Annotated in this window: 21 protein-coding genes; 10 read left to right on the forward strand and 11 right to left on the reverse strand. The window is 57.4% G+C overall.

Annotation, left to right across the window (positions count from 1 at the left end):
- Positions 1-121 precede the first annotated feature (121 nt).
- Complete coding sequence (locus tag M5M_RS11040; RefSeq protein WP_015047575.1) at positions 122-1,135, forward strand: AraC family transcriptional regulator; 1,014 nt, start codon at positions 122-124, stop codon at positions 1,133-1,135.
- A 5-nt stretch (positions 1,136-1,140) separates the two neighbouring features.
- On the opposite strand, the gene M5M_RS11045 is transcribed toward M5M_RS11040, so the two are convergent.
- Positions 1,141-1,704: a DUF4136 domain-containing protein gene (locus tag M5M_RS11045; protein WP_015047576.1), complete on the reverse strand. Its 564-nt coding sequence runs from the start codon at positions 1,702-1,704 to the stop codon at positions 1,141-1,143.
- Between the two features lie 191 nt (positions 1,705-1,895).
- On the opposite strand from M5M_RS11045, the gene M5M_RS11050 reads away from it, so the two are divergent.
- On the forward strand, positions 1,896-3,269 hold the full coding sequence (locus tag M5M_RS11050; RefSeq protein WP_015047577.1) for a TolC family outer membrane protein: 1,374 nt from the start codon (positions 1,896-1,898) through the stop codon (positions 3,267-3,269).
- A gap of 87 nt (positions 3,270-3,356) precedes the next feature.
- Here the strand turns inward: M5M_RS11050 and waaA are convergent, their stop codons facing one another.
- A complete protein-coding gene (gene waaA, locus M5M_RS11055) occupies positions 3,357-4,622 on the reverse strand; it encodes a lipid IV(A) 3-deoxy-D-manno-octulosonic acid transferase (RefSeq protein ID WP_015047578.1) in 1,266 nt (421 codons plus the stop codon).
- 93 nt (positions 4,623-4,715) lie between these two features.
- On the opposite strand from waaA, the gene M5M_RS11060 reads away from it, so the two are divergent.
- The 4 genes from M5M_RS11060 (at position 4,716) to M5M_RS11070 (ending at position 7,520) form a co-directional block, all read left to right on the forward strand.
- On the forward strand, positions 4,716-5,912 hold the full coding sequence (locus tag M5M_RS11060) for an FAD-dependent oxidoreductase (RefSeq protein WP_016389359.1): 1,197 nt from the start codon (positions 4,716-4,718) through the stop codon (positions 5,910-5,912).
- 11 nt (positions 5,913-5,923) lie between these two features.
- The gene (locus tag M5M_RS11065; protein WP_015047580.1) at positions 5,924-6,718 is read left to right on the forward strand and encodes an aldo/keto reductase; all 795 of its coding nucleotides are present in this window, start codon (positions 5,924-5,926) and stop codon (positions 6,716-6,718) included.
- On the forward strand, positions 6,711-6,872 hold the full coding sequence (locus M5M_RS20350; protein WP_015047581.1) for an N-acetyltransferase GCN5: 162 nt from the start codon (positions 6,711-6,713) through the stop codon (positions 6,870-6,872). Before M5M_RS11065 ends, M5M_RS20350 begins: the two co-directional genes overlap by 8 nt.
- Positions 6,873-7,130: 258 nt before the next feature.
- A complete protein-coding gene (locus M5M_RS11070; protein WP_015047582.1) occupies positions 7,131-7,520 on the forward strand; it encodes a GNAT family N-acetyltransferase in 390 nt (129 codons plus the stop codon).
- Here M5M_RS11070 and M5M_RS11075 read toward each other — a convergent pair.
- Complete coding sequence (locus M5M_RS11075) at positions 7,517-8,419, reverse strand: histone deacetylase family protein (RefSeq protein WP_024330319.1); 903 nt, start codon at positions 8,417-8,419, stop codon at positions 7,517-7,519. The two genes, M5M_RS11070 and M5M_RS11075, sit on opposite strands and share 4 nt — an antisense overlap.
- A gap of 109 nt (positions 8,420-8,528) precedes the next feature.
- Here M5M_RS11075 and M5M_RS11080 point away from each other — a divergent pair, with 109 nt between their 5' ends.
- Both M5M_RS11080 and M5M_RS11085 read left to right on the forward strand, forming a co-directional pair.
- Positions 8,529-10,130, forward strand: a complete 1,602-nt coding sequence (locus M5M_RS11080; protein WP_015047584.1) for an ExeA family protein — start codon at positions 8,529-8,531, stop codon at positions 10,128-10,130.
- Complete coding sequence (locus M5M_RS11085) at positions 10,130-10,801, forward strand: general secretion pathway protein GspB (protein ID WP_015047585.1); 672 nt, start codon at positions 10,130-10,132, stop codon at positions 10,799-10,801. The genes M5M_RS11080 and M5M_RS11085 overlap by 1 nt, the downstream gene beginning before the upstream one ends.
- 21 nt (positions 10,802-10,822) lie before the next feature.
- Here the strand turns inward: M5M_RS11085 and M5M_RS11090 are convergent, their stop codons facing one another.
- From M5M_RS11090 to pilG, 8 genes are all read right to left on the reverse strand, one after another.
- Positions 10,823-11,317, reverse strand: coding sequence for a chemotaxis protein CheW (locus tag M5M_RS11090; protein WP_015047586.1), 495 nt, complete (start codon positions 11,315-11,317; stop codon positions 10,823-10,825).
- A 42-nt stretch (positions 11,318-11,359) separates the two neighbouring features.
- Entirely contained in the window at positions 11,360-12,280 is a 921-nt protein-coding gene (locus M5M_RS11095; RefSeq protein ID WP_029879689.1) for a chemotaxis protein CheB, read from the reverse strand.
- A 35-nt stretch (positions 12,281-12,315) separates the two neighbouring features.
- On the reverse strand, positions 12,316-18,759 hold the full coding sequence (locus M5M_RS11100) for an Hpt domain-containing protein (protein WP_015047588.1): 6,444 nt from the start codon (positions 18,757-18,759) through the stop codon (positions 12,316-12,318).
- A gap of 26 nt (positions 18,760-18,785) precedes the next feature.
- Positions 18,786-19,637, reverse strand: a complete 852-nt coding sequence (locus tag M5M_RS11105) for a CheR family methyltransferase (RefSeq protein WP_244431086.1) — start codon at positions 19,635-19,637, stop codon at positions 18,786-18,788.
- Positions 19,638-19,658: 21 nt separating this feature from the next.
- Complete coding sequence (locus M5M_RS11110; protein WP_015047590.1) at positions 19,659-21,827, reverse strand: methyl-accepting chemotaxis protein; 2,169 nt, start codon at positions 21,825-21,827, stop codon at positions 19,659-19,661.
- A gap of 88 nt (positions 21,828-21,915) precedes the next feature.
- Entirely contained in the window at positions 21,916-22,470 is a 555-nt protein-coding gene (locus tag M5M_RS11115; RefSeq protein WP_015047591.1) for a chemotaxis protein CheW, read from the reverse strand.
- 27 nt (positions 22,471-22,497) lie between these two features.
- Complete coding sequence (gene pilH, locus M5M_RS11120) at positions 22,498-22,860, reverse strand: twitching motility response regulator PilH (protein WP_015047592.1); 363 nt, start codon at positions 22,858-22,860, stop codon at positions 22,498-22,500.
- Positions 22,861-22,932: 72 nt separating this feature from the next.
- On the reverse strand, positions 22,933-23,328 hold the full coding sequence (pilG, locus tag M5M_RS11125; RefSeq protein WP_015047593.1) for a twitching motility response regulator PilG: 396 nt from the start codon (positions 23,326-23,328) through the stop codon (positions 22,933-22,935).
- 329 nt (positions 23,329-23,657) lie between these two features.
- Here pilG and gshB point away from each other — a divergent pair, with 329 nt between their 5' ends.
- Positions 23,658-24,614, forward strand: coding sequence for a glutathione synthase (gshB, locus tag M5M_RS11130; protein ID WP_015047594.1), 957 nt, complete (start codon positions 23,658-23,660; stop codon positions 24,612-24,614).
- Entirely contained in the window at positions 24,611-25,507 is an 897-nt protein-coding gene (locus M5M_RS11135; RefSeq protein WP_015047595.1) for an energy transducer TonB, read from the forward strand. Before gshB ends, M5M_RS11135 begins: the two co-directional genes overlap by 4 nt.
- Positions 25,508-25,567 lie beyond the last annotated feature (60 nt).

A 25,567-nucleotide genomic window follows, 5' to 3' on the forward strand; every position in this document is an offset into this window, starting at 1 on the left:
AGACAGTCTAGCGCCAGCGCCGGGATCAATTTGACCTTTGGCGCCAAACAATTGATATTATGCGCCAATATTGCTCATTATGTGGTCTAAACGGGACTTCTGAGCCGCGAGTGTCAGCGCCATGCATTACCCCCTAATCAGTAACGGTTTCCTGGAAGGCTACTGTGACTTGCTGCAGGAGCGCGGTGTAGACCCCAAACCGCTGTTTCAAACGGTGGGGCTTGATATCAGCCTGCTCGGGCTGCCCGACACGCTGATTCCCTTCGACCTGCACAATCAATTATTGATGCTGGCAGCCAATCGCCTGCAGTGCCCCCACTTTGCCCTGGCGCTGGCACAACGCCAGGGCCTGCACATATTCGGCCCGTTGGCGACCATGACCAGCCAATGCAGAACGGTGGGCGAGGCGTTGGCGGTGTTCCAACGGCATTTACCGATGATCGTACAAACGGTGGATTTACGCCTGACCACCAATGGTCCTCTGGCCACGTTTTCCATCCACGGGCATTTTCCCAAGGTAAGCCAGACCGTCACTTTTCAGGATCATGGACTGTCGCTCGCGTACGATTTGATCCGCATTTTTTGTGGCCGGGACTGGGTGCCCCGGGCCGCGTATTTTCAGCATGCCGAGCCCGCCAATACGCGCCCGTACACAGATTTTTTCCACTGTGTACTCGGGTTCAGCAACACCCAATTGGCACTGGTATTTGACGCCAGCATCCTGACCCAGCCCATACACAACGATGCCAATTTGTTACCCCGGCAATTGCGCCACTATCTGGAACAACGACACCAGGATGACCTGCTCAATCAGGTCAAGCACGTGATTGCACTGACGCTTGCGGCGGACGAATGCTCCTTACGTTCAGTGGCACAATCCATTGGCTACTCCACCCGCACGCTGCAGCGCCGGTTGTCGGAGGCGGAGACACAATTTCAGATGCTGGTCGATGAGGTACGGCAGGCACAGGCGATCACCTATTTGCGCCACCCTTACTACCGTCTTACTGACGTTGCCGCCATGCTCGGCTACTCCGAACTGGCGGCCTTTACCCGCAGTTTCAAGCGCTGGTTCGGGCAGAGTCCCCAGCGCTGGCGGCAGCAGGACAGAGCCGCCGCGCCCTCACACGGGTGAGCGGATCAATCAGCGGCGCGCGGTTTGAAATTGGTGAATAATTTTTTCACCACCCGGTCCACATTCGCCTGCATGTTGGCCACATCGCGCTTTTCATCCAGCATTTTTCCGGCGTAAATTTCCCACAGCCCCTGCTTTTTATCGGCGCTCAGAAACGCCAGATTGAGTACACCCATCGGGTATTCACTCATGCCGGGGTCGTTACTCCAACCCACGAACCGGCTGCCGGCCTGGTCGCGGGTCCAGCCATCGTAACTGCCATCCATTGTCGCGGTGGCGGTCTGGGTCTCTATCTCGCTGAAACGATAATCCACCAGAAACTCGGCCTTATCCGCCTCCACGCGCTGGTACCCACGCGCGCTCAATTCGGCGTCGACCGCACGTTTTACCAACTGATCAAAACGCGCCATCAAACTGTCGCTGGTGACCGGCTCGGCCGCCCAGGCATAGTAGTTCATCTGTGCCAGGCTACTGCTGGGTTTGTCAGCTTCCAGGATTTTGATGCCCGAACAAGCGGTTAACACCAGCAGACAAAAACAGAGCCAGACTTTTTGTACTGAAACAACCATAGCGTTTACTTCCTCCGTTGAAGCCTCCGAGTCTAGCACCGCCTCGTCTCAAAGGCCTGTCTTTTCAGCCTGTATGGGGCTTGCTGCCTAGGCTCGGGGGTACCTTTAATGTACTCTTGCCTCATTCCAAGCCCGGGGCGATACTGCCCTCGCAACAGGACTCATGTCATATCGTGAACAAGGAACCTTATATGTTTTCCCGAACTCCCCTGGCTGCCAGCTTGCGCTGGATTTGTGCCGCCGGCCTGCTGAGTGCAGCGCCACTCTCGATGGCCGACACCCTGAACCAGATTTATGAATTGGCGGTTAAGAACGACCACCAGATCAAAGCCGATGAAGCCGCTTACCGCAGCGCCCGCGAAGCCAAGACCATCGCCCGCGCGAATTTGCTGCCGCTGATCAGTGCAAATGCTTCCTACAGCCAGAGCGATCAGGACATTACCAGCTCAGGTGTAGGCCCCGTGCCCACCAAAACCAATGTGCAAAGCTGGGGCGCAACGCTCGCGCAACCGCTGCTCAATATGCCGGCATGGTTTGGTTACAAACAGGGCGAAGAGCTGACCAACAAAGCGGAAGCCGATTTCAGCGCCGCACAACAGGACCTGATTGTGCGCACCGCCACCGCCTACTTCAATGTGCTGCGGGCCATCGATACGCTGGAAGCCTCCATCGCGGAAGAAAACGCTAACTCGCATCAGCTGGCGCAAACCAAGCAACGCTTTGAGGTGGGCCTCACCGCCATCACCGATGTACACGAAGCGCAGGCGTCTTACGATATCGCCACGGCACAGACGCTGACCGACCGGGGTAATCTGGGCATTGCGTTTGAAGCGCTGGAAGTGCTCACCGGCAAACCGCACGATAAAGTGGCGCCGCTGAAAGAGGAGTTCCCGGTGCTGAAGCCCCAGCCCGAAGCGCGCAGCGAGTGGGTCGAATTTGCCCTGCAAAACAACTACAGCCTCAAGTCGGCTAAGTTTGCCTCCGAGGCTTCCCGCCGCGGCGCCCAGGCCAGCCAGGCGGCACACTACCCAACACTGACTGCATCGCTGTCATACAACGATTCAGACCGCGACATTCAGGACACCATTCTGGGTGACAATGTCACCACCGGCAGCAGTGCGGCGATCAGCCTGAACGTGCCGATCTACGAAGGTGGCGGCACCAGTGCCCGTTCGCGCCAGGCCGCTGAAAATGCCATGCAATCGCAGGAGCTTTTCAACAAAACCCAACGCGACACCATTCAGGCCGCACGCTCGCTGCACCTGCAAGTGACCACCGATGTGGCCCGCGTAGCTGCGCGTAAGCAGGCCATTACCTCCAGCCTCAGTGCCGTACAGGCCACCCAGGCCGGTTATGAAGTGGGCACCCGTAACCTGGTAGATGTGTTGCAAGTTCAGCGCACCCTGTACCAGGCGCGCCGCGATTACTCCAATTCGCTGTACGACTACGTCATCAACCTGTTCCGGCTCAAGGCCGTAGCGGGCAACCTGACGCCTGCCGATGTGGTGCAAATCAATCAATGGCTGGATGAAGCGGCAGCGCAGAATCGCGCCAAGTACGAATAAGCTGTTGCAGGATTGGAAAAGCCGGCATGATTGCCGGCTTTTTTTTGCCGTCGACCGCGGAACAGTGGGAATGCCGGTGACGGTTCCTTAGCCGGCCAGGAGCCGCTTTATTTCCGCCAACAACCGATCCAGCGCACCGCGGTTGGCATCGGCGACTTGCAATGCCGCCTGGCCCTTTTGCATCGCCAACGCGGGCTGTTCACACCAGGACACCAACACCTCAGCCAATTGCTCGCTGTTTTCTGCCAGCGTCAACGCCTGCGCCTGTTCGAGCAGTCGCGCCACTTCGGAAAAATTAAACAGGTGCGGCCCCGATATCACTGGCCTGGCCCAGGCTGCCGGCTCAATCATATTGTGGCCACCGCGCGGCACCAGCGATCCCCCCACAAAGGCGAAATCACAGGCGCCATAAAACGCCAGCAGCTCCCCCATGGTATCGCCCACCATCACCTCAAAATCGCCACCGCCATACTCGCTCCGGCGCACAGTGCGAAAACCCTGCTCGGCCGCCAGGGACGTCACCTTGCCAAAGCGCTCCGGGTGTCGTGGTACCAACAATAGGCGCAGCCCGGGTATTTGGCCGCTGGCCAGCCGATGCGCCGCCAGGCAAATGGCATCTTCTCCCTCGTGGGTGGAAGCCGCCAGCCAGAGCTTGCCATCGGCCGGAACCCAGGCCTGGTGCAGCGCTTGCGCCTGCGCCCGCAGCGCTTCCGGCAGGTGCAAATCAAATTTAATACTGCCGGTCACCCGCAACCGGGACGCGGGCAGGCCCAGCGCCACAAACCGGTCTGCGTCTGCCTGCTGCTGGGCCGCCACGCAAGCCAGCCGCTGCAGCATGGGCCGGGTCAGCGCGGAAAATCGCGCGTAGCCGCGCGCCGAGCGGGCCGATAAACGCGCATTGGCAAGCAGCACCGGTATGTGCCTGCGACTGGCGGCCGCCACCAGATTCGGCCAGAGTTCGGTTTCCATCACGATCAGCACACGCGGTCTGAGCCGGCGGAAAAAACGCCACCAGTGATCCGGCAAGTCGTATGGCAGGTACACATGGTGCACACTGTCACCGAGCGCGGCGCGCACCCGTTCGGAACCGGTGGGCGTGGTGGTGGTGACCAGCAGGGGCTTGTCGGGGTATTCCGCTTGCAGCCGCCTGATCATATCCAGTGCCGCCAATGTTTCCCCCACCGATACCGCGTGCACCCAGATGCAGGGTTCGGTGGGCAGGGCACCGCCCGCTGCAAAGCGCTCGGACCAACGGCGGGCGTAGGCGGGGGCTTTGCGCGCGCGCCACAAAAGGCGCAGTGCGATAAAGGGCAGTGCCAGATAAAGTGTCAGGGTGTAGAGAAGGCGGGCCATAACTCAAGTCGCAGCAAACGAGGCCTAAGGATACCGGAATCGGCTTCTCACTCCCACGTCTTGTATAATGGCCGCCAGCACAACGAGTTGGTTATGACGCACTATCATTACGACACCCTGATCCTCGGCGGCGGTATCGCCGGCCTGTGGCTGGCCAACCGGCTCACTGCCGCCGGTTACGATTGCCTGTTGCTGGAACAAAACGCCTTGGGCTGTGACCAGACGCTGGCCAGCCAGGGCATGATCCATGGCGGCGTGAAATACGCACTCACTGGTGCACTCACCGGCGCCAGCGAAACCATTGCCGACATGCCCGCGCACTGGCGCCGCTGCCTGGCCGGCCAGGGCGACGTGGATTTGTCCGGCGTGCCGGTGTTATCCGACCATTTCTATATGTGGGCCAGCCGCAGCGTCACCGCACGGGTGACTACGTTTTTTGCCAGCAAAGCGCTGCGCGGGCGGGTGGACAAGGTCAAACCGGAAGACTATCCGGCACTCTTGAAAGCCGCTGACCAGCGCTTCGACCTGTACAAACTGGTGGACATGGTGCTGGACGTGCCCGCCGTGATTGCCAAGCTGGCGGCCAACCTCGACGGTCGCTGCAAACACATCGATTGGCGCACCGCCAGACTGACCCAACAGGATGGCAACGCCTTCATCGAATCCGCCGACTTCAGCCTGAGCGCCAAACGGCTGATTCTGACGGCGGGCAAAGGCAATGCCGGTTTATTGAATCAATTGGGCATCGCGCAGCCGGCCATGCAAACCCGACCGCTGCACCAGGTCATGGTCAAGCACCAGCATCCGTTTCCGTTTCAGGGACATTGCCTGGGCGCCGACAAAACCCCACGCCTGACGCTGTCCAGTCACCGCGCGCTGGATGGTGACTGGGTCTGGTACCTGGGCGGCGAGCTGTCGGAAGCGGGCGTTGCGCGCAGCGCCAGCGAGCAGATTGCGGCCGCGCAGTCCGAACTGAAGCAGTTGATGCCCTGGGTGGATTTGTCGGACGCCCAGTGGCAAACCCTGCCGGTGGATCGCGCCGAGCCACTGCAGCCCAATCGGCTGCGGCCCGATAACGCCTTTGCCGGTCGCGCACCGGGTATCGGCAATGTGTATGTAGGCTGGCCCACCAAGCTCACGCTGGCCCCCAATCTCGCCACCGAAATGCTGGCACTGTTGACACAGGATGGCGTCGTTCCAAGCCACACGCACACCGCCTGCCCGGCACTGCCGCAAGCGGCCATTGCACCCACCCCCTGGGACCTGGCCTTTGGTCTGGCCCAGAGCTGACAGGTATCACTATGCAACGCAGAGCGCTCGGCAGTACCGGCCTGCACATCAGCCCGCTCGGTCTTGGCACCGTTAAGCTCGGCCGCGACCAAGGGGTAAAATACCCGCAGGGTTTTACCATTCCCGACGACACCGCCGCACTGGCGTTGATCAACCAGGCGCGCGAATTGGGCATCAATCTGATTGATACCGCGCCCGCCTATGGCAACAGCGAAACCCGTTTGGGCGAGCTGCTCAAAGGCCAGCGTCAGTCATGGGTGATCTGCTCAAAAGTGGGTGAAGAATTTGAGCAGGGCAAATCACATTTTGATTTTTCGCCCGCCCACACGCGCTTCAGTATTGAGCGCAGCCTGCGCCGATTGCACACCGACTATATCGATCTGGTATTGGTGCATTCCAATGGCGACGACGAACAGATCATCCGCGAAACCGGCATACTCGAACAATTGGCCGAGCAGAAAAAAGCGGGCAATATCCGCGCCTTTGGCATGTCCAGCAAAACGGTCGCGGGCGGTTTGCTGGCGGCCAGCCTGGCCGATGTGGCCATGGTCACTTTTAATCTGAACGAGCAAGCGGAAAAACCGGTGATTGATTACTGCGCGCAACACCACAAAGGTGTGCTGATCAAAAAAGCGCTGGCCAGCGGCCACATTTGTTTGTCTGAACAACACCGCGATCCGGTGCAAGCGTCGCTGGATTTTGTCCTCAACACCCAAGGTGTCACCAGTGCCATTGTGGGTACCATCAATCCCAAACATCTGGCGGACAACGTGGCGCAAGCCTGCGCGGTGTTGTCGGATGCATAGTCCCGAGCGCTCGGCCCGTTGTTGGTATCGGCCACTGGATGCCGCCGATGCGGATCTGTTTTTGGCCCTGGACCGCGATCCCGAAGTGATGAAGTACATCAATGGCGGAGTGCCGGCCACGCGCGAAAGCATTGAACAACAAGCAGGCTATTGATAGACCCCTTACATGCTCAGCGAGACCTGAAGCGTGCAGATGTTGCGGTTTGTCTCGACGCTCAGGGTGGCTCCCTTTGCAAGAGCCAAAGCGCAGCAGATGTGCGCTTCAGGCCTCGCCCGGAGGGGCTTTCAGGCTGGTCCGTACTTGTCGTTGCCGCTTTTCGGTGGGTGGACACACACCTTCAAAACGGCGCCTAAACTACGAACCAGCCTGAAAGCCTGAGCATGCAAGGGGTTTATCAATAGCCTGCTAGCTTTGCCGCGCCTGCAGGCGTACCGCAATCCTGCCAAAGGCTGGGGCTTGTGGGGCGTTTTTCTGAACCACGACGATCGATTTATCGGCTGGGTACTGGTCCGGCCCATGCACTTTTTTTCCGACCAGCCCCACTGGAATGAACTGGAATTGGGTTGGCGGTTTTTACGCAGCCACTGGGGCATGGGTTATGCCACGGAAGCGGCCCGTCACCTGATGCAGCATATGCAAGCCGCCGGCTACCGCCATTTCAGCGCCATCGCACTGCCGGATAATCAGGGATCGATCGCCATCATGCAGAAACTCGGTATGACCTTTGTGGCCCGGGAGCTGCACAAGGCGCCGGTTGGCGAGGCGGTGGTAGATTACTATTCCGTTCGGGTGTCGGATTAGCCGAAAAGCCGGTGCGCCTGTTCCACACAAATGGCATGCCGACGCGCGACCGCGGTCTGGTCCTTGTCGTAACCGCCACCGATAACAGTGGCAATGGGTATGTTCCGGTCCCGCGCCATGGACAACACCAGTGCATCGCGCGCGGCAATGCCCTGCAAGCTGATATTAAGTCGGCCCAGTGGGTCATCGGCAAACACATCCACGCCCGCGTCGTACAGAATGAAATCTGGCTGGTAATCGCGTAACAGTCGCATCAGCGTATCGCTCACCACCTGCAAATAGCCGTCGTCCGACATAGCCACGGGCAGGTTCACATCCAGGTCGCTTTGGGCTTTGCGCACAGGAAAGTTTTTTTCGCAGTGCACCGAGCAGGTGTAGGTACCGGGTACGTCGGCCAGAATACGGGCCGTGCCATCGCCCTGATGCACATCCAGATCAAACACCAACACCCGCGTGGCCAACTGTTGTTCCAATAACACCCGGGCGGTTACCGCCAGGTCATTGAACACACAGAAGCCGGAGGCAAAATCCCGGTGAGCGTGGTGGGTTCCGCCGGCGAGATGGCAGGCGATACCCTCGCGCAGTGCAAAGTGGGCTGCCAACAGCGTGCCAGCCGGTGAAATAAAGGTGCGCCGCACCAGCCCTTCCGACCAGGGCAAACCCAATCGCCGCTGTGCCTGCGCATCCAGCAAACCCGAGGCAAACGCGGTGACGTACTGCTCGCAGTGCGCCAGTGCCAGCTGACTGTGCTTGATTTTACCGGGCCGGAAGGTGTTGGTCGGCTGCGCGATACCCTGCTGCTGCAGATAGCTATGCAACAAACCGAACTTGGCCATCGGAAACCGGTGCCGGTCCGGAAAGGGGTAGCTATAGGCGGGATGGGTGACAAGCGGTATCACGGGCGCACACTGTGATGGTTGGCCCCGCAGTTTATCAGTGCGGTAAAGCGGTTGCGACCCGGGCCGCGAAAGACTACATTCACCCCTTCGGAACCAGTAAACAGCGGATATGTACGCGGACTATTTCGGGCTGAAGGATACGCCCTTCTCCATTGCCCCCAACCCCAAATACCTGTTCATGAGCGCCAAGCACAGGGAAGCACTCGGCCACCTGCTCTATGGCGTCACGGTGGAGGGTGGCTTTGTCATGCTGACCGGCGAAGTGGGTACCGGCAAAACCACCATTTGCCGTAGCCTGCTCGAACAAATGCCGGAAAATACCGACGTGGCCTTCGTGCTGAATCCGCTGCAGAACGCCAAAGAGATGCTGCAGTCGATTTGCGATGAGCTGCATGTGGCTTTCGACAAAGACGATGCCAATATCCGCAGTCTCAGCAACGCTCTGTACAAATTTTTACTCGCCAATCACGGCCGCGGTCGCAATACCGTGTTGCTGATTGATGAAGCGCAGAATCTGGATGCAAAGGTACTTGAACTGATCCGGCTGCTCACCAATCTCGAAACCAATACCAAAAAACTGCTGCAAATTATTTTCATCGGGCAACCGGAATTGCGCGAGCTGTTGAGCAAACCGGAACTGCGTCAGCTGGCGCAACGCATCACGGCACGCTATCACATAGAGCCGCTGACCCAGTCAGAAACCAAAGACTATATCCGGCATCGGTTGCAGGTTGCGGGCTTGCCGGCCAGCCAGGAATTATTCAGCCCGGGACTGGTCAAATCGATTCACCAGCATGCGCAAGGCATCCCGCGCGTAATTAACATTTTGTGCGATCGCCTGTTGCTGGGTGCCTATGCAGAAAATAAATCCCAGGCCGACAAACACACGCTGAAAAAAGCCTTGCGCGAAGTCGCGGGTGAAACACCGGGACTGCGTATTCCCCAATGGCTGCCCTGGTCCGTCGCCGGTGTGTTTGCTCTGCTCGCAACCAGCCTGTGGTTGTGGCCCGAGCCGGAAAGTCCCGTGCCAGTGGTCGAGCAGATCAAACCGGAGGTGAAAGTATCGGCGCCCGTGTTTTTCGATCGGGAAACCAGTGCCCTGAACAGCTTACTGAATCTGATGGGTCTGGCGACGTTTGCCGGTCCGCTGCCGTGTGAAACCCTCTCGCTCAATGGTTGGCGCTGCGGCGCCGAGCAGGTTAAGAATTGGCAGGAATTGATGGATATCAATCGTCCGGCGGTGCTGACACTCTCGCAGCAAGGGCAACAGCGCTACGTTGCACTGTTGGCGCTCGACGGCAACGAAGCCATCCTTCAGACCGCAGAAAAAACCGAACGCGTACCGCTCATGGCGCTGGGTAATATGTGGAATGGTCAATTCACTTATTTATGGCAGAGCCCCAAGGACTTTGACAAACCCATGGCCAAAGGTGAACGCAGTGCGTTGGTGCGCATCATCGCCGCGCAATTCGCCACCCTCGACCAGCAAACGACACCCCTGGCGACACTGGAATATAACGATCGGCTGGCGCAGCGCGTAAAACTGTTTCAGGCCGCACATGGGCTCGAAGCTGACGGAATTGTGGGCATCAAGACTTTGCTGAAACTGAACGAAGCCGTGGGCAATGCCATTACTCTGAGCGGCCCGCAATCACTGCAGCATCGGCTGAACAGCGATGTATTGTCCAGCGATAGCCAGGAGGTGCACTGATGTCTTACATTCTGGATGCACTGAAAAAATCCGAGCAGGAAAGACGCCAGCATGCGGCCGCACCCGATCTGAGCAGTATTCATCAGGCCGCCGATGCACACGACAGCCCTTCACCCTTGCGCTTGCTGTTGTGGTTGCTGGTGGTCGTCGTGCTGGGAGTTGCAGTATGGGCGGGCTATCTGGTGCTCAACAACCAAGCGCGCTCGCCGTCAGCCGTACAAACGACACAAGTCACACCAGCACCACCCATCGCGACCGACCGCACGCGTCAGAACAGGGCCGCCCCCGATCCGCAGGCACAGTCGCTTTATAAGCCTGACGCCGGCGACGGCGATGAAAAAGTCACCCAACTTTACAGTCAGCCTGAAGCGGTCGCTCCAACAGCAACTGACACACAACCTAAGGCGCAATCCACCGACACCAATCGCTTACCCAATATCAGGGAACTGCCGTTGAGCGTTCAAAGCCAGATCGGGCCGATGGATTATTCTGCCCACGTGTATTCGAGTGATGTCAGTCGGGGCTTCGCGATCATCAACGGCAAACGCCGTTATCGCGAAGACCGCATGGAAAATGGACCGACTGTGGTGACCGTGCTGGAAGAAGCGATTGTGCTGGAGTTTATGGGGCAGTTATTTATGCTGGATGCAATGCAGAGCTGGCCGGAATGAGCCGGCCGCTCGGATAGAAAATCAGATTTCACCGCCATTGCGACGGTAATCCAACAGCAGTTGTTCCATCGCGGCTACATCCGGAATTGAACACACTTCACCTTCAACATGCACCCGCAGCCGTTCAAAAGGCAGTGGGCGCTGATCTTGTACTTCGCTGATACTGGCTTCCAGAACCCGGGTAAGACGCGGAATACCCTGGGTGACAACCGCAAAAAACGGCAGGTCGTCACTCACGCCCGTGTTATTGAAAACGGCCACACGCGATTTGGCGGTGATCTCGGCGCGCGCTTCACCGCGCAGGACTTCCAATGACAGCAAGGGCAATTTTTGCTTGCGCCACTCAATCAACCCCACCAACCAATCGGGTGCATCCAACACCGGTACCGGCGTTTGGTAAGACACAATTTCCGCTATTGAAACAGTGGGCGCCAGCATCTGATGCTCACTCATCGGCAGCATTAGGCAAGGAATATCCATTGCCACCTGATGTTCAATCGCCGCTTTTGCTTTCATAGACTTGTCTGTTTCATCAATATTTTAAAAGATACACAATCACTAGCCGGCCTGTTCCGCCCGATAGCGCGCGTGCATTGCTCTGGCCAGTTGCTCCGGTGTGCCCATCTGACTGATGACACCGGTGCTGATCACTTCATCCGGCATACTCGAAACCGTGCATGATTCCGGCGTTTGCACCCAAACTTCACCGCCCTGTTGCTTCATCAAACGACAGCCGGCTTTACCATCGTCACCCATGCCGGTGAAGATGATCGCGCCCGAGCGTGACCCGTACACCGATGCCACATTGGCAACCACCTGGTTGATGGCAGGGCTATAAGGTCCTGCCCACCCCCTTGGGTGAACCAGTAAGGTGCCATTGGCCAGCATCTCGGTTTCGCGGTCCGGCCGGACAATGGTTACACTATCCGGTAACAGTAAGCCGCCGTGCCCTGCCAGCACAGCACCATAGGCGCTGCCCCGACTGATGACCTGCGCCAGCGTGACATCAAAGCCCTGGTCAATGTGTTGCGCGTACACAAACGCAATACCCAGCCCTTGTGGCACTGACTGCAAAAACGCTTTGACTGCGGCGGGACCGCCCGTGGAGGCGCCTAACACCCAAACTGCACGCACCGCATTGGCAATGCCGCCCTGCCGGCTTGCCTCCAGACTCACCATGCCAGCGAGCTGGTATAACTTCTTTTCCAACCTGCGTTGCCAATTATCATCCTGACAATGCAAAGCATCGTCGAAAATGATCGGCGCCTTCTGGTTTTCCAGCCAGGCATCCAGCGCGGGATTTTCCAGCGCCTCTCCCAACACCACCAACCATGCATCAGCTTCCACGTCGGGCATGCTATCAGCCCTGGCATCATAGGCGCCTGCGAGCTGCCCCATTTGCATCTGAATCAACTGCTGGTATTTGACCTTCAGGGTCATATCGTCCAGAAGCAGGCCCACGCGCAGTGGCTTATCCATTTTCATTCATCCCTGAAACGCCCGGGTCCTTTGCCTCAGTGCAGCGTTTCGCCACTCAGATCACGGATATTGGCCAGCAAGGCATCTTCCTGATACGGCTTGCCCATGTACTTGTTAACGCCCAGACCCAGTGCGCGCTCTCGGTGTTTTTCACCGGTACGCGAGGTAATCATAATGATCGGAATGTCTTTCAGGCGGCTGGAGGAGCGAATATTTTTCGCCACTTCAAAGCCGTCCATCCGGGGCATTTCGATGTCGAGCAACATCACGTCCGGAATCACATCCTGCAAGACCCGCAGGGCATCTGCGCCGTCTTTGGCGGTGATCACGTTATAGCCTTCGCGCTCGAGGAAGCGGGTGGTTACTTTGCGAACCGTCACCGAGTCGTCCACCACCATCACCAATTTGGCTTCATCTTCTTCTGCCGAGGCACGCGAAGTCGTCACGTCCAGCAACTGCGCCTGCGTCAAACTGAGTGCAGCTTCCTTACGGATCATCGCATGCAGATCGAGAATCACCACTACCGAACCATCACCCATGACGGTAGCACCGGACAGGCCCTGCACCGCACTGAACTGTTGACCCAGGGTTTTTACCACGATTTCACGTGAACCCATGAGCGTGTCCACCTGCAAGGCCACAGAATGCTCGGAACTGCGCACCAGAATCACCGGCAGCGGCAACGCATGGCCTTCCAGTTTAGGGCGCAGGTCTTTGTTCAGCATGTTACCCAGATAGCGTACCTGATAGTTTTCGCCGGCGTATTCAAACCGGGCATCGGCATCCTGGTAGTAGTGTTCGAGTTCAAACGGACTGACCCGCACAATACCTTCAATGGTATTCAACGGAATCGCGTAGCGGTCGTCGCCAATCATGATCATCAACGCGCGGTTGACCGACACGGTAAATGGCAGGCGAATAATAAACTCGGTACCTTCGCCGTAGCGCGAGTCGATATACATGGCGCCGCCGAGTTGTTTAATCTCGGAGTGCACCACATCCATGCCCACACCGCGACCAGAAATCTGGGTAACTTTTTCGGCCGTGGAAAAACCTGCAGACAAAATAAACTGCATGATTTCCTGGTCTGATAATTTGGCGTCTTCGGCCATCAGGCCACGCTCAATGGCTTTGGCTTTTACTCTTTCCAGATTAATGCCACGGCCATCGTCCGACAGGCGCAGCACCACGTCGCCGCCTTCGCGCCCAAGTTCAAGGACAATCCTGCCCTCGGCTGGCTTGCCGGCAGCCTTGCGACCGGCGGCATCTTCGATACCATGGTCAACCGCGTTGCGCAGCATGTGCTCCAGCGGCGCCACCATGCGTTCCAACACCGAACGATCCATTTCGCCTTCGGCATTTTCCAGTTCGAAACTCACCTGTTTATCGAGTTCACCAGCAATCTGACGAACAATCCGTCGCAGTCGGGGCACCAGGCGGGAGAAGGGCACCATGCGCGAGCGCATAAGGCCTTCCTGCAATTCCGTATTAATACGCGATTGTTGCAGCAACAAGGTTTCTGCATCGCGGGTCTTATCTGTCAGCGTACTCTTCAAATCCAGCAAGTCAGATGCGGACTCAATCAGCGAGCGCGACAGCTGCTGCAACTGGGAATAGCGGTCCATTTCGAGCGGGTCGAAATCTTCCATCTCTTCCATTTGTTCCTGACGGAAAATAATCTGCGCTTCGGTTTCAATATCCAGGCGCCGCAACTGCTCCTGCAAACGACTGATAGTCGCTTCCATTTCATCGATGGCAAAACCGATTTCACTGACCTGTTCTTCCATCCGACCTCGGGAGATCGACGTTTCACCCGCCAGGTTTACCAATTCTTCCAGCAGATCCGCAGAGATCTTCACCACTTCCTGTGGCTGGTTGCGTTTAACCGCCAGCTGCGCTGCCGGGCGGGCAGGCGTTGTCACATCTTTGCTGGTTTTATTACCCGCCACCGACGGCGCCGGCATACGCGGGTTAAACGGAATCACATCAGCGCTGGTTGCAGGACGAGCCTCAGCGGCCGGCTTTTCCGGCATGGCGGTTACATTACTCGCCACGGGTTCGGGTGCAGGCGCCTCATTGTCGTCCTGCTCAATCGGCTCAATATCTGCCGCCGGTTCTGCGCTCGCTTCTTCGCTGGCGGACACATCCGCCAGGCCTTGCGCCGCAGCCTTCTCGATATCGCGCATGGCTTGCGCTAATCCGGCGGGCTCATAGCTGTGCACCGCCTGACGGACTTTTTCGGTACCGTTCAGCAGCAGGTCCTGATAACCGTGCATGGTTTCGAACAGACTTTCATCAGGTTCGGTGCCGGCGTTTTCCCGATTGATCAGGTAGGTTTCGAACTCGTGCGCCACATTGCCGAGCCCCATAAGCCCGGCCAGACGTGCGCCACCCTTCAGCGTATGCAATACCCGCTTGAGTTCTTCGAGGTGCTCATTGCTGGACCAATTGTCCGACCAGCCATTGATGGCCATGTCGATCTCTTCCAACAACTCTTCCGCTTCTTCGAGGAAAATTTCGAAGATTTCCGGGTCGATATCTTCGTCCAGTGCCTCCAGCTCTGCGTCTTCCATAAGCGGCGCGGCTTCGGCTTCGGCTTCGGCTTCGGCTTCGGCTTCGGCTTCGGCTTCGGCTTCGGCTTCGGCTTCGGCTTCGGCTTCGGCTTCGGCTTCGGCTTCCAGATCAAGTTCCGGCAGCGGCAAATCACTGTCAAGCGAGTCGTTCATCGCATCCCATGCGGTGGGCGACTGAACCGGTTCGCTCTGCGCTTCCGGCTGCGCAATGACCGATACATCCTCTACAGGCATGTCCTCTACAGGCACGTCCTCTACAATCAGGTCCGGCGTGTCGGCAATGTCAGTATCCAGGCTAAAGGGCGAGGGATCGTCTTCCTGCTCGAGCTCTTGTTCAGTGACGTCAGGCAAACTGAGCTCAATCTCTTCACCGAGATCGATGGTCTCGACGTCTTCCTGCTGATCTTCCGGCAACACCTCCGCCAATGCGGATTCACTTTCGACATCCGCTTCGGGCAGGGTGAATACGATATCCTCTTCGGATTCTGACGGCACCTGATCTGCGGGTGTTTCACCCACCAGGGCCACGGGGGCGAGTGCCACCAGGCGAGCCATGATGTCGTCATCAACAGGCAACAAATTCTGGCCGGCGGCGACTGCATCCACCATATCCAGCAAGGCATCGTGACCCGTATGTAGCAGGGCGAAGCCCGAGTCGTTCAGCTCTACCAGGCCGGCACCGACGCCATCGTAAACCTGGCGGATTTGACCGGCCAAACCGCTCATCTGCGCCAGGTTGGCATGCTCCGCGCCGCGCTCCAGATTGGCCAACTCGTTTTTCAGTGCCGACAGTTCATCGGCATTAATGCCGCTGGCCTGCCAGGTGTTGAGCATCTGGTCCGCTTCCAGCAGCAGGTTCATTTCTTCGGCCATGAAAATGGCCAGCAGCTGAGGATCGACCTTCTTCTTGCCCGCCGCTTCAGCTTCCTGTTGGCGGATCAAATGGCCAACCGAGAGTTCTTTCAGTTCCGCAACGCGCGCCAGGAATTGCTGAAGGCGCGGAATTTCCACGGTGCGACCCGCTTCGATTTCTTCTAATGCCTCGCGGGTATAGGCCACTGCATCGATGAGCAACTGCAGAATGTCATCGTCGATATTGACCTGATAGGAACGCAGCTCCTTGACGAAACGCTCAAGTGGCGTTGCCAGCTCAGCAATCGGTGCCACATCGGCCATGTGCGCACTGCCTTTGAGCGTGTGCAACGCGCGTTGCATTGCTTCAGACGGTGGCGTGTAGAGCGGAGACTGCTCTTGCATCTCGGCAATGAACGCTTCCACCACATCCAGATGGGTGCTGGCCTCCGAACCAAAAATCTCCCACAACATGGAGTCCGGTTCGCCGTCATCATCCTCTTCTTCGAAGTGCAATACAGGCGCTGGTTGCTCGGGCTCAGGTTCGGGCTCGGTACTCTCGGCTTCCACGCCGGCAAGCAATTCGGCGGGGATATTGCCTTTGGATAAGGCTTCGCCCCATTCCATGTATTGTGCCACCAACGCGGGCTCAGGCATGGGCTGGCGGGTACGGAAGGATTCAATCATGCCGGGCACAAGGCCAACGACGCGCTCAATCAGATCCACGTGCATGCTGTTGGGCTCGACACTGCCATCGATCACGCGATTGAGCATATTCTCGATTGACCAGGCCAGTTCGCCAATGTCCATGGCTTTCACCATGCGGCCCGAGCCTTTCAACGTGTGGAAAGCACGACGGAATTCGGTCAGTGATTCGGCATCATTGAAATCTTCTTTCCAGCGAGGGAAGTATTCATGGATCGTTTCCAGAACTTCTTCGGCTTCCTCGATGAAAATCTCGCGGATTTCCTCATCGACATCATCCTCTTCCACTTGCGGCGCAGGCGGTACTGCCGCGGCCTCGGAAATATTGACGTCTACTGGTTCTTGTTCAAACGCTTCATCGGCCTCGGATACCGGTGCCTCAAACGCCACTTCGTCTGCATCAACGTCGTCATCCGCCTCAATCGGCTCAGGCTCAGGCTCAGGCTCAGATTTGGGCTCAGAATCGGGCTCAATGAAATTGTCAACTGGCGCTTCAGCTTCGACCGTCACCGGCTGTTGCTCTGCAATATCGTCGACCGATTCCGGTTCGTCCTGTTCCGTTTCTGGCACCGGCACGTTCATGTCGACGTCTTCAACGCCGCCCATTTTCTTGAGTACCGTTTCGGCATCATGACGTTGTTCAGGCTGTTCAGCTTTCGGCTTGGTAGGCGCCACTGCATAGCCCAGATCACTGACGCTTTCTTCTGCCACGCTCAATAGCAGATCGTCGTCTTCGTCCAGATCACCGGCCAATCGTTCGAGGTAATACTCAACACTGGTAATGGCATCGGCCAATGTGTCTAACGTTGCCCACTCGGGCGCTGCATCACTGTTCAGCAGCTGCTCTTCAATAAACCGTGCGCACGCACCGATAATTTTCGCGGGTCGGGACAGCGGCACCATTTCCAGGCCACCACGGATCTCGCGCAATAAACTCGGCACATTGACCAGATGCGAGCGATCCCACTGCGAAGCGATATATTCGATGACCGCATCTTTGGCCTGCTCCAGACCATTGCGACATTCACGTAACACTTGCTCCTGAGCCGCGTCCAGATTCAGATCGCGACCGCCGCCCTGATCTTCTTTACCGCCAGCGGTTCGCAGCAAATTCTGCAGACCGTTTTCAATATCAATAATTTCGCCGGCCACGCCCATCAACACATCGTGGGTGAGTGTCGTGTTGTCGTCGTGTGCCCGTTCGAGAATCGTGGTTTGCGCGAGCACCTGGTTGCGCAGTGCGCCGATTCCCAGTACCGCCATGGTGTCCGCCACACGCTTCAGGACCGGCAATGCTTCCTGAATATGGGCGCCGGTGTTCTCACCGGACAGACACATGTCCATCGCGTGCTTGATGATATCCAGCTCATCATTGATCGCTGCCACAACCGAGCGCATGGCGTCGGTGTCTGCACCGCTCAATAACTCTTCTGGCTCCAACTCGTCGGATTTTTCTTTGGGCAGCGCTTCTTCCAGCTTGTACTTGGCCTTGACCAAGCGGATGGTGCCGGCATTGGAGTCGGAGCGGGCGATGTAATACAGCAGGTTTTTGAGTAATTCATGGGAAGCGCCGGCTTTCAGCGCTTTGGTGCCGTACACGGCCAGCACTTTCATTTCTACATCGAGCTGACGCAGCAGGTTTTTAACCGATACACTGGCTTCAATGCTGTCGTTCTGAAGCCCTTCAACCAAGGCGACGGCGATTTCCCAGAGCGGCTGACGGGCGGTGCCGCTGGTCAACTTCTGCAAGCGGGCAAACACCTTGTGCATATAGCCAAGATTTTCTTCCGGCTTCACGCCGCGAATTACACCGGCAGCTGCCATCTGGTACATCTGACGAAGCTTGCCGACCATGGCGGTGAACTGTGCCGCATCGCGGGCGGCAGGAATCATCTCACCAGTAATGCGCTTAGCCGCAGACATGTCCGGCGTAAACAGCTGGGTTTCGGTCAGTAACGTTTCACCGCGCACAGCGCGCAAATCGTTCAGCAACGGCAATACAATTGCCGGCTGATCTTTGCGATTGGCCTTAATGTGGTCCAGATACAGTGGCAGCTGCAGGATGGCTCGCATCAGGACTTCCTGACCGTCCGGCAGGTTTTTGACCTTGCCATCCAGTAGCGCCTGCGCCAATTGTTCCATTTCCTCGGCCATCAGGGCCGCACCGTAGAACTCCACCATTTTCAGGGAGCCATGGACCTGATGGATATGGGTCAGACAAAAGCGTATACGCGTTTCGTCCTTGACGTTCTCAACCCAGGCTTCAAGCGCTTGGCGCGCCTGGCGCAGAGTTTCGCCAATTTCTCCGATTACCCAATCGAGGGCTGCAAAATTACGGTTATCTCCCAAAGGGCCGTCCTCTCGTTCTTCCGGGCTTACGCCTCGGGCAGGCGCACGTAGGCCTGAATTTCGTCGTCAGCGACTCGTTTGATTTTGGGGTTGGTCCAATCGGTGATTTCACCCAGCCCCACTATCAACACACCGTTGGGCTTGAGCCGGTCAACCAGTGCATTCAGCACTTCCCGGCGGCGCCAACGGCGGAAATAGATCAACAGGTTCTGACAGAAAATCACATCCATCATCACCCGGGGCATGCGCGCCACGTCCAAAACATTGCCGTGGCTGAAGCACACCCTATCGCGAATTTTTTCCACCACCTGCAGCTCTTTGTCTGCCGGTATAAAGTAGCGAGCGCGCTCCTCCCGGGTGACCTGCTCCACCTTGCGGGGGTGGTACAGGCCTTTGCGCGCTTTTTGCAGAGATTGCAAACTGATATCGGTGGCGGTCACACCGAAATAGGGGTCGAGCGCCGCCAGTTCAAAGCAATCATTAATGGCCATAGCCAATGCATAAGGCTCTTCACCGGTGGCACAGCCCACGCTCCAGACATCAAAACTACCATTGAGTGCCTGATTATTGATGCGCGATTGCACCAGCCGGCGAACAAATTCGATAGACGGGCGATGACGGAAAAAACTGGTCTCTTTGACCACCAGTCGATCCACTAAAATCGACCACTCCACCATACCCTGCAAGCCATCGACCACCTGGGTCAGGTAGTGGCTGTAGCTATCGCATTCCAGTTCGCGCATACGCCCGCCAATCTGGGTTTGCAAAAACGCGCGCTGATGGGGAGCAATCTGGATGCCGGTGCGATCTTCCAGCAGCTGACTCCAGCGCTGGAATTCATCCTCCGACAATTCAGGCAGTTCCCGCAAAGACCACACCACAGCGACTTGCCTCTACCGTTACGCTTTGTTCAGCGCTTCTTCGTCTTCCAGACTGCTGAGCTCTGCATTGAACTCGCCATCCAGATCAAAAGATACATCGTCTTCAGCGTCCATCTCATCCACGGATTCTTCCAGTGTCAGAGTTTCCGCTTCACCGTAGCCTTCGCTCAGTTCTTCTGGCAGCTTGAAGCCCGCTACCGATTCCCGCAGATCCAATGCCATTTCGGCCAGGGTACCAATCGACTGGGCGGTAGCTGAGGTACCGGCAGACGTTTGCGAGGTAATTTCCTGAATCACGTTCATCGTGTTGGAAATGTGACCGGCCGATGAGGCCTGCTGACGGGCAGCGTTCGAAATGTTCTGAATCAATTCCGCCAATGACGACGATACGTTTTCAATTTCTTCCAGTGCCACACCCGCATCCTGTGCCAGGCGAGCACCGCGCACCACTTCCGCGGTGGTTTGTTCCATCGAGATTACCGCCTCGTTGGTATCGTTCTGAATCGTTTTAACCAGCGCCTCAATCTGCTTGGTAGCCGCAGCAGAACGTTCCGCAAGGCGCTGTACTTCGTCCGCTACCACCGCGAAGCCCCGGCCTGCGTCACCGGCCATCGAGGCCTGGATCGCAGCGTTAAGTGCCAGAATGTTGGTTTGGTCAGCAATGTCGTTAATCAGCGATACGATGTCACCAATTTCCTGTGACGATTCACCCAATCGCTTAATCCGCTTCGAGGTGTCCTGGATCTGTTCACGAATGGTATCCATCCCGTGGATGGTGTTCTGTACCACTTTTGCGCCGTTACTCGCGATCGATACCGACCGCTCCGCTACCGCGGCTGATTCGGCGGCGTTGGCAGATACCTGGTCAATGGTTACCGCCATTTCGTTTACCGCCGCCGATGCACCGGCAATTTCCTGCGCCTGGTGCTCGGAGGCCTCGGCCAGATGCAGTGCAGTCTGCTGGGTTTCCTGGGCGGCCGAGGATACGTTTACCGCCGTTTCGTTGATTCGCGATACCAGTACCCGCAGTTGGTCAATGGTGAAGTTGATCGAGTCAGCAATTGCACCGGTGAAGTCTTCGGTTACCGTTGCAGTGGTGGTCAGGTCACCGTCTGCGAGGTCAGCCAGTTCGTCCAGCAGTCGCAAAATCGCGTTCTGGTTACGTTCGTTGGTTTCTTCTTCCACCAGCAGTCGTTGACGGGTGCCTTTCGCCCACTCCAGACCGATCAGGATAATCGCGATCACACCAATCAGACCGAGGATGGAGATGGTCAGGTTATTGGGCTGACGCTCGCCGGCGTTAACCACAATTTTGTCGGCCAGGTTGGTCAAGGCTTCCAGCATGCGGGGCGAGTCATCGAGAATCTGGTTGGTCGCCTGACGGGCTTTAAACAGCGCAGGTGACGCTTCGAAGATTTCCCGGATGGACGAGTTTACGAACTCGAACAGTTCGGAAATTTCATTCAGCGAGGTAACCGCTTCAGGCTCGGTCACACGCGAGATTCCCATGGCAATGTCGCCGCCTTTCATACCGGTCAGTACCTTACCGAACAAGTTGGCGTCGAGGTTGAACTGGTCAGCGGCCACGTCTGCGTCACCACCACCCCGGAGCATCTTGTCCACGTTTCGTCCGATACGTTCCGCACGCCAGGACTGCATCTGGGCTACCGACACCTGGTCGGCAGGGGCATCGCTTTCGAGCAGGATCTCAACAATGTTGTTGTGCTCAGCCTGCAGTTCAGGCAGCGATTCGTTCAGGGTAATGGCCACGTCATTCAGGAAGATGATCGTGTCTTTGTTGGTCACAATCGCGTTGGCGTTGGCTTTCACGCTTTGCCAGATGGCATCGAAACCGGCAAATTCTTCAGCCAGGGCGGTGCGGGTATCAATGTCGGATGCGCGCAAACGATCCCAGATGCTGCCCATTTCATTGATTACGCTGGCCAGTCTGGGGAATGCCTCTTCGTTACCGGAGGTAGCTTCACGGGCCAGCGAGGTTACCTGGAACGACAAGGCGCGTAATTCAGCGGTAAGCTGCAAATAGCCCTGGTCTTTGGCAGTATTCTGCTGCACCAGATAAAAACTCAAACCCATCAATACGACCACAACCACCAGTGCGGCGCCCAAGACGCCCATCACCGGGTTGCCTCGCAAAGATGCGACGAGGCCTCTTTTTTCGTTTTTCATGCTACGCTCCTGACCAACGTTGCGTGTGTAAAATGATGCGCCTAGGCGCTACTGCTTGTATTTCCAAAAACGACGACAGTTTCCGCACTCAGCTTTCTGCTGCGTTAATAAAACGCGGCTCGACCGCCAAGTGCGCCGGACTGAATACATTCCATTGGTTCTCGCCCTGACGGTAAGCACCCTGAACAAAGGGGCTCAGTGCCTCGGGCAGATCGACCTTGTCGTCGCTGAATGTATCCACGGGAAAGTGTTGCATTCCGTACACCTGATCCACGATCAGGCCGGAGTAGATGTCATCTCGGTCGAGAATCAGTACCCGCCGCTGCTTGCGCTGGCTGGCAATTTTGGAACCAAAAAATGCCGCCAGATCAAACAATGGCAGCAACCGGCCCCGCACGTTGGCCACCCCTCTCACCCACGGCTGTACACCGGGCAGACGGGTATAGGGCGGCACTTCGAGCATTTCACTGATTTCGTCCATGGGCGCCACAAACCGGCGCCCCATGAGAGAAAAACCAATTCCACTCCAATGCGGCTTGATCGCAACCTGTGCGGGCAGACCGCGGGCGAAGTGCTTACTCCGACCGGCCAGCTCAAGCAGCGCCTGAAATGCATTGGATTTTTGCGCCTGGGCGTCAGACATGGCGTCCCCTTTTCGCCTGGATTAGGGTTACGCCATTGCCTCGGCAATGGCCTGAACCAGGGTTTTTTCGCTGATCGGCTTAGTGAGGTAAGCCTTGGCGCCCTGGCGCATACCCCAGACCCGATCGGTTTCCTGATCTTTGGTGGTCACGATAATGACCGGGATATGTGCAGTCTCGGCCGCTTTGGACAGCTGGCGCGTAGCCTGAAAGCCGTTTAAACCCGGCATCACGATGTCCATCAGCACCAGGTCGGGCCGCTCTTTTTTGGCAACCGCCACGCCCTGTTCGCCGTTTTCGGCGGTAATGACCGCGTGGCCGTTCTTTTCAAGGATGCTGGTGAGCTTGTAGGTTTCGGTTGGTGAGTCGTCGACGATTAGCACTCTTGCCATAGGTCCCCCGGGAACATCTGTTTTTTTTATCTACTTTTGGGTCAATAGCCGGCGATATGCTGGCTACCGGTTTCAGGATGCCTTTGCCTGCCCCACGTGGGCGGTAATAGCACCGAGCAGTTCCGTCTTGGAGAAGGGCTTGGTCAGATACTGATCCGAGCCCACTATCCTGCCTTTGGCCTTGTCAAACAGGCCATCCTTGCTGGATAGCATAATCACTGGTGTGGATTTGAATTCGCTGTTGTTCTTGATTAACGCACAGGTTTGGTAGCCATCCAGACGCGGCATCATGATATCCACAAAAATGATGTCCGGCCGGGTATCGGCAATTTTCGCCAGTGCATCGAAGCCATCGGTGGCCGTGATGACCGTGCAACCCGCTTTATTGAGCAGGGTCTCTGCCGTACGACGAATGGTTTTACTGTCGTCGATCACCATGACTTTCAGGCTTTCCAGATTGACGTCCATAAGATGCTTTTGCCTTTCGCTATTATCTACCACATTGATCGGCCAGCCGGATGCCACTTTGAAGCTGGCTTGGAAGGATTGATGCCCTTGCAGGTCATCTCCTTTAGCTTAGCAGTCGGATTGTCATCCGACGGCCCGCAAACGGGGCTTTTGCCGATTGGATGTTTTAACACAGATGTTAAGCTTAGGCTATAAGCGCCTGAATAAAATGGGAATTTGCCCTCAGCGTGAGCTGGTCTATGGAAGCTCAAAGCCGATAGCGCTATGCTGCCCGCGAGAGCATCAGAGGCTCCAATCATTCCCGACTAACTGCCATTTTGAGGTTATCAATGACACGCCTGGGGATAGTGCTGGATCCAATCCACAGTTTTAACCCGAAAAAAGACACCACCCTGGTCCTGATGCAGGCTGCACAGGCGCGCGGCTGGCAGGTTATCGGGTTTGAACAAGGTGATCTCTGGCTGGACCAGGGTATCGCCATGGGCCGCGGCCGGGAAATACGGGTGGACGCCGATGCCCACCTGAAAAAAGCCGACTGGTTCCAGTTATCGGACGCCACCGATTACCGGCTGGGCGATCTGGATGCGCTGCTGATGCGCAAGGATCCACCCTTCGACGGCGAATATGTGTACAGCACCTACATCCTGGAGGCCGCCGAAACCCAAGGTGCGCTGGTGGTCAACAAACCCCAGTCCCTGCGCGACTGCAATGAAAAGGTATTCGCCACCCGCTTTCCCCAGTGCTGCCCGCCGGTGCTGGTAAGCCGCAACAATGCCCAATTGCGTGCATTCCACGCCACGCACCAGGATGTGATCTTCAAGCCCCTCGACGGCATGGGCGGCGCAGGCATATTCCGGGTCAAAGCCGACGATCCCAATCTCGGCGTCATCCTCGAAACCCTGACCCGGCACGGGCGCGAAACCATTATGGCGCAAGCCTATCTGCCCGCCATCAAAGACGGTGACAAGCGCATTCTGGTGATCGATGGCGTGCCGGTGGACTATTGCCTGGCGCGCATTCCCGCCCAGGGCGAAACCCGTGGCAACCTGGCCGCCGGCGGCACCGGACGCGCACAGCCGCTGACCGAGCGGGATCGCTGGATCGTCTCGCAGGTGGCGGACACCCTGGTCGCGAAGGGCCTGCTGTTTGTGGGTCTGGACGTGATTGGCGACCACCTGACCGAAATTAACGTCACCAGCCCCACTTGCGCGCGCGAGATCAATACCGCCTTCAACACCGATATCGGCGGGCTGCTCATGGATGCCATCGAGAAACGCCTGCAATGACCGCTATGGCCGCACCCGCTTCCCCGGAACACGCCCGCGAAACTGCCGGCGACCGACTGACCTTTACGATTTTTGTGGCCCTGGCGGTACACGCCCTGCTGATATTCGGCGTGGGCTTCACCTTTACCCCGGCGGGCGGCCTGATGCCCACGCTGGAAATCACCCTGGCCAACCACAAGAGCGCCACTGAGCCTGAAAAAGCCGACTTCCTGGCCCAGCACAACCAGGAGGGCTCAGGCACCATTGACGACACCAAGGCCCAGACCACGGACCAGTCCTCCGAGTTCTTTGCCCCCAACATCAACGAGGTCAACCCGCTGCCCCAGCAACGGCAGATCAAACCCAGCGAGCGCCGGGATGACCAGATTGTCACTACCGTCAGTGCCAGCCCGCGTTCAGCCAACCTGAACCAGGAGCAACCCACCCCCGAGCAGGAGCAGCGCGAAGGTGAGCTGGAAGAACGCACCAACTACAATGCAGAAATCGCGAGCCTGATGGCGGAAATCGACCGTCAGCGCCAGCAATACGCCAAACGCCCGCGCATCCGCCACCTCACCTCGGTGGCCACCAAAAGCTCACCGGAAGCAGCCTACCTGCTGAAATGGACCGACAAGGTGGAATTCGTGGGTAACCGCAACTTCCCCGAAGAAGCCCTGCGCAAGGAAATTTTCGGCCGTCTCACGCTGGCAGTGCGCATCCTGCCCGACGGCCGGCTCGACAAGGTGGAAGTCACCACCCCGTCCGGCTACCGGCTGCTGGATGACGCGGCGATCGGCATCATCCGCGATGCCTCGCCTTTTGCGCCGGTGCCGCTCGAGGTACTCAAGGACCACACCCACCTGGAAATCGTCCGCAGCCTGAGCTTCGAGATCACCGGGCTGCACACCGACTAAGCGCGTGGATTTGAACGCCAAGCCGCTTGTTTTTACCGTGCCGGCCCCCATACTGAACTT

Origin of the sequence: Simiduia agarivorans SA1 = DSM 21679 (assembly GCF_000305785.2) — a bacterium.
GTDB lineage: Bacteria > Pseudomonadota > Gammaproteobacteria > Pseudomonadales > Cellvibrionaceae > Simiduia > Simiduia agarivorans.